Origin of the sequence: Prevotella corporis DSM 18810 = JCM 8529 (assembly GCF_000430525.1) — a bacterium.
GTDB lineage: Bacteria > Bacteroidota > Bacteroidia > Bacteroidales > Bacteroidaceae > Prevotella > Prevotella corporis.
The window spans coordinates 20,535-28,476 of record NZ_AUME01000037.1 but is presented as its reverse complement, the minus strand read 5'-3'; the positions used below and the strand labels follow the sequence as shown (position 1 = coordinate 28,476).

5 protein-coding genes are annotated in these 7,942 nt (G+C 47.0%); all 5 read right to left on the bottom strand.

Annotated features, from left to right (window positions below; translation table 11 throughout):
• Positions 1–304 precede the first annotated feature (304 nt).
• Entirely contained in the window at positions 305–799 is a 495-nt protein-coding gene (locus H515_RS0107785; protein WP_025877074.1) for a gliding motility lipoprotein GldH, read from the bottom strand.
• Positions 789–2,093, bottom strand: a complete 1,305-nt coding sequence (locus H515_RS13205; protein ID WP_025877072.1) for a PSP1 domain-containing protein — start codon at positions 2,091–2,093, stop codon at positions 789–791. The genes H515_RS0107785 and H515_RS13205 overlap by 11 nt, the downstream gene beginning before the upstream one ends.
• A gap of 82 nt (positions 2,094–2,175) precedes the next feature.
• Positions 2,176–3,297, bottom strand: a complete 1,122-nt coding sequence (locus H515_RS0107775; protein ID WP_025877070.1) for a DNA polymerase III subunit — start codon at positions 3,295–3,297, stop codon at positions 2,176–2,178.
• Between the two features lie 530 nt (positions 3,298–3,827).
• On the bottom strand, positions 3,828–4,142 hold the full coding sequence (trxA, locus tag H515_RS0107770; protein ID WP_025877068.1) for a thioredoxin: 315 nt from the start codon (positions 4,140–4,142) through the stop codon (positions 3,828–3,830).
• Positions 4,143–4,223: 81 nt separating this feature from the next.
• Complete coding sequence (gene dnaE / locus H515_RS0107765) at positions 4,224–7,940, bottom strand: DNA polymerase III subunit alpha (RefSeq protein ID WP_025877066.1); 3,717 nt, start codon at positions 7,938–7,940, stop codon at positions 4,224–4,226.
• Between the last annotated feature and the right edge of the window lie 2 nt (positions 7,941–7,942).

Here is a 7,942-nt window from a genome sequence, read left to right as displayed (position 1 = left end):
CGAGCCAATCTAAGAGGAGTGGCAGACAAGAAGTTCTTTTTATTCAGAATTGCAAAACTATATGCCTATCCCCATTGATTTTCTACTGAGCCATAATTTCCTAACTTTGCGAATGTGTAAGTTTCATTTTTTTTCTTTTTTATAGTTTTCAAATACAAAGATAAGAAAAAAGGAGCTTACACACTTTTAAGGACAGTGCCGAGGAAAACCGAAGGAGAATGATTAGGCCAACAAGTATAAGCAGGCAGATGGGAGAGTGCCCATTATTAGCTGATGGAATTGTAGTCTGATGAATGACTGAGGTTTATCTGATTTTTGTCAGTTTGATGCCCACATCACTGATACCAGGCAGTTGCTCACGGCTCATGATGTGGCGCACAGTGATGTATAATGAATCTCCCCTGTTGATATTGAGCCCCGTCGTGAAGCGCATGATTTCGGTGTTTGATATTCCGCGCTTACCCACCAGACGTCCGTTGTCGTCAATGATGTTGCAGGTGATGGTGTCTTGAAAGGTGCGATATGCTGCCTTTTTCTTGTCGGGGATTATTTTCCCCTCCATGATGAGGCTTATGTTCTTGTAAGGGTACTTCATCGTTGCACGAATCCCCAATTCAAGACTGTAATATCCCTCCCACTGGCGTGGAACAGTGAATGACGCAGTGTCGTTTCTTTCCCATCCGCTCATCATGATCGATTCGTAGTGGTCGTATGTCCTGGCATCGTCACACGAGCAGAAGCCCACGACAGATGCCACAAGCAAGACTAAATATAATAAGGTGTCAACCTTAGTTCTCATTCTGCTGATTGCGCTGTTCTCTCTGATTGTTGTTTCCCTGACGGTTGTTTCTTCTATTGTTGTTATGTCTGTTGTTTCTCAACTGATGCTGTTGCCTGTTGTCATCTTGGTCGCTTCGAGCGTTTTGATTCTGTCTTCTCTCCTCGTTTCGTGATCCATTGCCGTTGCGTCGTTGGTTACCGTTCCTGTTTCTGCCGTTGTTCTTTCTTGCGGTCTTATCCTTGTCGAAACGGCTGATATCGGCACCTGCAAGCAAATCGATAGGTTTTTTGGCAGGCTTGGCCTTCCCGTTGTTGAGCAATGAAAGCGGTTTCTCGCCCTGTTTGTTCATCTCGATGATTTCCTTAGCCCGATCGGCGGATATTGTTTCGAGGTTGATTGCCAGATTCTTGTCTGTCGAGTAGGTGCATTGACCGTTGAGAATGTCGGTCTTGAAGAGGAAATACTCGTTGTCCATTGTGTGCAGATGGATGTCCTTGCTTGGCAGTTTGCGGCTCGCCTCCACGTAATTGTCCACTTCGTAGTTGAGACAGCACTTCAGTTTCGCACACATGCCAGCCAGTTTGGTTGGATTCAGCGAAATGTCTTGGAATCTTGCCGCCGTGGTAGAGACACTTGAGAAATTCTTCATCCATGTAGCGCAGCACAGTTCACGACCACATGGCCCTGTTCCGCCGATGCGTCCAGCCTCCTGACGTGCCCCAATCTGCTTCATTTCAATGCGAACGTGGAACGTGGCAGCCAAATCTTTGATAAGCTGGCGGAAATCCACACGTTCATCGGCGATATAGTAGAATATGGCCTTGTTGCCATCGCCTTGATATTCGACATCGCCAATTTTCATTTTCAATCCCAGTCCTTTTGCTATTTGGCGACTTTCTATCATTGTGGCATGTTCACGAGCTTTCGCTTCCTTGTATTTTTGCATATCTACATCTTTTGCTATTCTATAGACACGCTTGATATCGTCTGGCGATTTGATGACTCCAGCTTGCTTTATCTGCAATTTTACGAGTTTGCCAGTGAGCGTTACCACACCGATGTCGTGACCTGGGTTGGCCTCCACGGCCACAATGTCGCCCTTGTGCAACTCAATTTTGTTCACATTGTGGTAGTAGCCCTTTCGTGTGTTTTTGAATTGAACCTCCACAAGGTCGGTCGTATCTGTGTTGCCGGGTATGTCTTCCAGCCAGTCATAAGTGTTGAGTTGTTTATCCTGCCGTCCGCAGGCACGATGGCACAAGCCGCGGTCGCAGCCGTTCCATATCTTGAATTTCATATTTTTATAGTCCATAGTTTATTCTTGGGACCTTACATGTCTTGATTGTCCATCAATGCTTGTGTAAGGGGTATATATTGTTTGAAATGTGGAAATATTATTGTCTTAAAAGTAATACTATCATTTTGAGAGCCATGTCGTAGAATACCAGTTTGGCATTGGCATTCTGTCCGATGTCCCGATGACAACGGCCGAACAGCTCGTTGATTTCTATCACATTGGTCTCGTTGATGAAGCGTGAGAAATTCTTTGCAAAGTTCTCTTCTTCTACAGTCATGTATATCAGTTCTGGATTGCCGAAGTTGTGCATGAAGTTCTCGCGAACCTGTTGTTGGAAATAGACCAGCAAACGACGCTCCTTCTCACGCCCGAAGGCTGCAACAGTCTCACTCCATTGCTTCAGTTCCTTCACATTGCGTTGGTAGCAAAGGCGCATGAGCGACTGGAAATGTGTGAGAAACTCGTTGTGCTCATTCTCCGAACTGAGCGATTCCAAAGCTTTCAGCCAGCTACCGTGGGCAATCCTTGCCACTCTATGTGCTGTTTCGGCATCGAGGCCTCGCCTTTCCATGAGGGCGCGTTCTATCGAATCGTCTTCGATGCGCTTGACATCGATTCGCTGTGTGCGGCTGATGATGGTTTCCAGCAGCTTTTCGGGCTCTTCGCTCACCATCAGGAAGATTGTTCCTTGCGTAGGCTCTTCCAGCAGTTTCAGGAGCTTGTTGGCCGATGTCAGGTTCATGCGCTCCGGCAGCCAGATGATGGAGACCTTGTAGCCTCCTTGACTCGATTTCAGTGCCAGTTGTTTCGACAACTCGTCGCTCTCCGCTCCCGTGATGATGGCTTGCTGTGTGGTTGCCCCCATTTGGCTCATCCATTGCTTGACGGTGAAATAGGTGTCAGTAGTCACCATCTCATGCCATTCCTTTGCAAACTCACTGCTCACGGGCTGATGTTCCGAGCTCATGCCAGGCAGTTTTATGGTGGGGTAGGTAAAATGCAAGTCAGGGTGTTCCCAGTTGCGAAGCATTGCCTCCGAGTTTTCGGGGCTGACCGACGAACTTATCAGGAGATTGCGCGCAAAGGCCATGGCCAGTGCCATCTTGCCACATCCTTGAGGACCACAGAACAGCAGAGCGTGTGGCACACGATTACTCTGCACCAGTTGCGTGAGCCGTTGCTTAACCTCCTCTTGTCCTATAACATCCGCAAAATTAATCTCCATTGTTGCAAGGATTTTTGCCACCCCTTTTTGGGTGCCTTTAGGGTACAAAGTTACGAAATAAATATTAAAAATGAGAGGAGTTGATTGTAAATGCTTTGCCGTTGTTCAGATTTTCTGTTATTTTTCTGCTGGATGATGACTTCATGCAGCAACAGACAATCACCAATCATCATTAGTCGTGATATGGCAGACGGTGAAAAGCATCCATCATGACATCTTTTTATCTCTGTTCTCAATGAGTTGATTATCAGGATATTGCTTCCTGTTTTGAAAAAGGTCACCTTTTGCCTTGCAAAACCTTACCTTTCGCCTCGCAATAGCTTACCTTTCGTTCGACGAAAGCTCATTATACAACAAACACAACTGGATATTCAGGATTCGGCTGGCAGAGAATAGCCGTCTCGAAGTTTTTTCTATGTGCCCTTGCGATCGTTATACGGTGTATGATGGATGCCGAAAACAAAAGCGGTGAAGTCCGAAGGGAGACAACACCGCTTTATTTTTTTCTGATAGTCAGTTGGAGTTTAAAGAAGCGCCTTGAACTTCTCGTCGAGCACTGCCTTGGAAGCAGCGCCTACAAACTTGTCAACCAGCTCGCCGCCCTTGAAGAAAAGGATGGTAGGGATGTTGCGAACGCCGAAGTTGATAGCAATGTCGTCGTTCTCCTCGACGTCGCATTTACCTACGACAATCTTGCCATCATAGTCGTTTGCCAATTCAGAAATGATTGGGCCAACCATCTTGCAAGGGCCACACCAAGTTGCCCATAAATCAACTACTAATGGTAATTCACCATTCTTGTAACTCTCGAAATTTTGGGTTGTAATTTCTACTTCCATTTTCTTTATTTATGTTATTGAATAATAATATGCTTTGTGTTTCGACTTCCGACCAAATATCATGCCAAAAATCACCGAAGGCTAATTGATAGAGTATTCCATGCTCCCATCTGCCTCAACAAAGTCAAGTAGTTTCTTATCCACGTTCACCCCCTTGGAGCGGCGGTGAAGCATGACAGTGTTCTGTTCTGGTGTTCGCAACTGTATGTAGAGTTGTGTGTCACCGGGATTTTCATCCACAATCGACAACAGATCAGAGACGGTTGATGAGTCAACCGACATGGCATCCATTGAGATGGTGAACCGTTGGAGGCGGTGCGCCTTAACGTCATAGAGTTGTTCAACGTTCTGAACCTTAATCTCGTATAGGTTGCTGTTCCGGTAACGTGGCTGGCATTTTGCCGTAACATAGATGGTGTAGTTTTCCTTCATCAGTCCGTTCCACCTTATCCAATCGTCGCCGAAAAGCGCCAATTCACCCGATCCTTCGAAATCTTCTATTGTGACAAAGCCAAACGGCTTTCCTGTTTTCTGTGAAAAGCGTTCGTTCACAGCCGTGATGATTCCCCCGAAGGTTATCTCGTCGCGTTTAGCCAGCTCGTCCATGTTCATGTCGCGTGCTATTTCAGCTGCATGGGTGTTGCATAAGTGATTCAGTATTACACCGTATTCGTCTAATGGATGGGCTGATAGATAAACTCCGACGAGGTCGCGTTCCTTGTTGAGTTTCTCTATTGTGGCCCATTTCTCACCCTTGGGGATGGGAGGGTGAATCACATCCACGGCATCATCGCCCCCAAAAAGCGAGTTTTGCATCTGTGATTTCTCTTGCTGGTAGAGCTGCGCATATCTCACAAGTGTGTCAAGGAAAATGACACCTTTGCCGTTGTCGCAGAAGAATTGTTCCCTTTGTAGGCCGAAACTATCGAAACCGCCACTGAAAGCCAGGCTCTCAAAGGCTTTTCGGTTGACATTGCTCAAATCAACACGCTCGGCAAAGTCGAAAATGTCTTTGTAGAGGCCGTTTTTCTCGCGCTCTTTCACGATGGCTTGCGCAGCACCCGTTCCCATTCCCTTGATGGCGGAGAGCCCAAAGCGTATTTCGCCCTTGTTATTCACTCCGAAGCCCATTTGGCTTTCATTGACATCAGGGCCAAGTGTTGAGATTTTCATGGCCTTGCACTCTTCCATGAGTTTCGTAATCTCAGTTATCTGGCTGAATCGCCGTGTCATCAGGGCCGCCATGAATTCGGCAGGGTAGTGAGCTTTCAGATAAGCCGTCTGATAGGCTACCCACGAATAGCAGGTGGCATGCGACTTGTTGAAGGCATAACTGGCAAATTTTTCCCAGTCGCCCCATATCTTCTCAAGTATCTGTGGGTCGTGTCCGTTTTTGGTTCCTTGTTCTATGAACTTCGGTTTCATGGCATCGACAATGGCTTTCTTCTTTTTTCCCATTGCCTTGCGCAGTGCATCGCTCTCGCCTCGTGTGAAGTTAGCCAGCTGGCGGCTCAAAAGCATTACCTGTTCCTGATAGACTGTGATTCCGTAGGTGTCCTTCAGATATTTCTCCATACAGGGAATATCGTATTTCACAAGCGAAGGGTCGTTCTTTCTTTTGATGAAATCCGGAATGTAATCCATAGGACCGGGACGGTAGAGGGCATTCATCGCAATCAAGTCCTCAAACACCGTTGGGTGAAGCTCGCGCAAATACTTCTGCATGCCAGCCGACTCAAACTGGAATGTGCCGATGGTCTGGCCGCGTTGGTAGAGCTGGTAAGTCAGCTCATCATTGATGGGAATGTTGTCAATGTCAACGATGTCGCCCGTTGTCTGTTTGATGACCTTGCAAGCCTCCTTTATCTCGGAAAGCGTCTTTAAACCAAGGAAGTCCATTTTGATAAGTCCGGTACTTTCAATAACGTGTCCATCGTATTGGGTTACAGGCACTTTCTGGTCAGGGAAGTCTGGGTCGGTAGCGGTAGAGACTGGCACCCAGTCGCTGATAGGGTTGCGGCAGATGATGAACCCACAGGCGTGGATTCCCGTTCCGCGAATGGTTCCCTCCAGCATCTTGGCATATTTGATAGTATTGCGTTCACGCATATCCTCGCTAACTTCAGCATCTTGCAGCTTTGGCGTACATTTGATAGCATTCTTCAGGTTCATCTTCATGCCGTCGGGCAAGCGTTCGGGGATGGCCTTGCAGAGATTGTTCGATATATCCAAAGGAAGGCCCTCCACACGGGCAACATCCTTGATGGAATTCTTCGTCGCCATCGTGGAATAGGTGATGATATGCGCGCAATTCTCTGGCCCGTATTTCTCCATTACCCACTGCAACACCTTGCCACGGCCGTCGTCGTCGAAGTCGGTGTCTATATCAGGAAGGTTCACACGGTCTGGATTGAGGAAACGTTCGAACAGCAAATCGTATTTCAACGGGTCGATTCTGGTAATTCCAAGACAGTAAGCAACAACAGAGCCTGCCGCAGAGCCACGCCCTGGGCCAACCATCACGCCCAATTCGTTACGTGCGGCGTTTATAAAGTCCTGTACGATGAGAAAATAGCCGGGGAAACCCATCGTTTTCATGACGTGCAACTCAAATTTGATATGGTTAACCACATTCTCCGGTATGGGATCGCCATACAGTTTCTTTGCTCCGTCGTAAGCAAGCTTGCTCAGATAATCGGCCTCAAACTTGATGCGGTAAATCTTTTCGTAGCCTCCCAGACGGTCGATTACGGCCTTTCCTTTCTCGGCATCTAAGGGGTTCTCGCCATTCTCATCCGTTGTGAACTCGTGATAAAGGTCTTCCTCGGAGAATTTCTTTTCCCATTCGGCCTCTGTTCCAAACTCTTCAGGTATAGGGAAGAAGGGCATTATCGGGCCATTGTCTATGCTGTAAGGTTCTACTTTGTCAAGTATCTCAACCGTGTTGGTCATTGCTTCGGGCAAATCGCCAAACACTTCGTTCATCTCTTCCCGAGTTTTGAACCACTCTTGTTTGGAGTAGCGCATGCGTTTGGGGTCGTTTAAATCCTCTTGAGTTGACAGACAAAGCAGATGGTCGTGAGCTTCGGCCGTTTCTTTGTCCTCAAAATGGCAGTCGTTCGTGCACACATATTTTATCCCATACTCCTTTGCGAACTGTAGGAGCACACGATTGGCCTTTTGTTGCAAAGGGAAGGCCTCACGGTTTGCCACCAACGATGGGTCTTTTACTTCGTGTCGTTGTAATTCGAGGTAGAAATCATCGCCAAACACTCTGTGATACCATTGGCATGCCTCACGAGCGCCTTCTATATCGTCGTGAATGATTTTATTTGGGACTTCCCCTGCGATGCAGGCGGTGCATACTATCAGCCCTTCATGGTATTTTTCGAGGTCTGAACGGTCAGTTCTCGGTCTGTAATAATAGCCATCTACCCACGATCGGGATACCAATTTTATAAGGTTCTTGTAGCCAGTGTAATTCTTTGCCAGTACAATCAGATGATAACCAGAGTTGTCGTGCATCTCCTTTACTTTGTCTTCCTTCCTTCTTCTGGCAACATACATCTCGCAGCCAAAGATGGGTTTGAATGGCTCTTCGCCCCTTTCTTTTCGCTCCTTATTAATTTTATTGCAATAATCAGAGAACTCTTTGATTCCGAACATTACACCATGGTCAGTGATAGCCATTCCCTTCATGCCGTCTTTGACAGCCTTATCGACCAGATACTGCACTTTTGACTGACCGTCGAGTATTGAATAGTGAGTGTGAACGTGTAAATGTACGAAGTCTTCCATTA

Bases quoted from the DNA above. Each gene is read 5' to 3' on its own strand.
- H515_RS0107785 (WP_025877074.1), bottom strand. From the start codon at position 799: ATGAGAACTAAGGTTGACACCTTATTATATTTAGTCTTGCTTGTGGCA.
- H515_RS13205 (WP_025877072.1), bottom strand. From the start codon at position 2,093: ATGGACTATAAAAATATGAAATTCAAGATATGGAACGGCTGCGACCGC.
- trxA (WP_025877068.1), bottom strand. From the start codon at position 4,142: ATGGAAGTAGAAATTACAACCCAAAATTTCGAGAGTTACAAGAATGGT.
- dnaE (WP_025877066.1), bottom strand. From the start codon at position 7,940: ATGGAAGACTTCGTACATTTACACGTTCACACTCACTATTCAATACTC.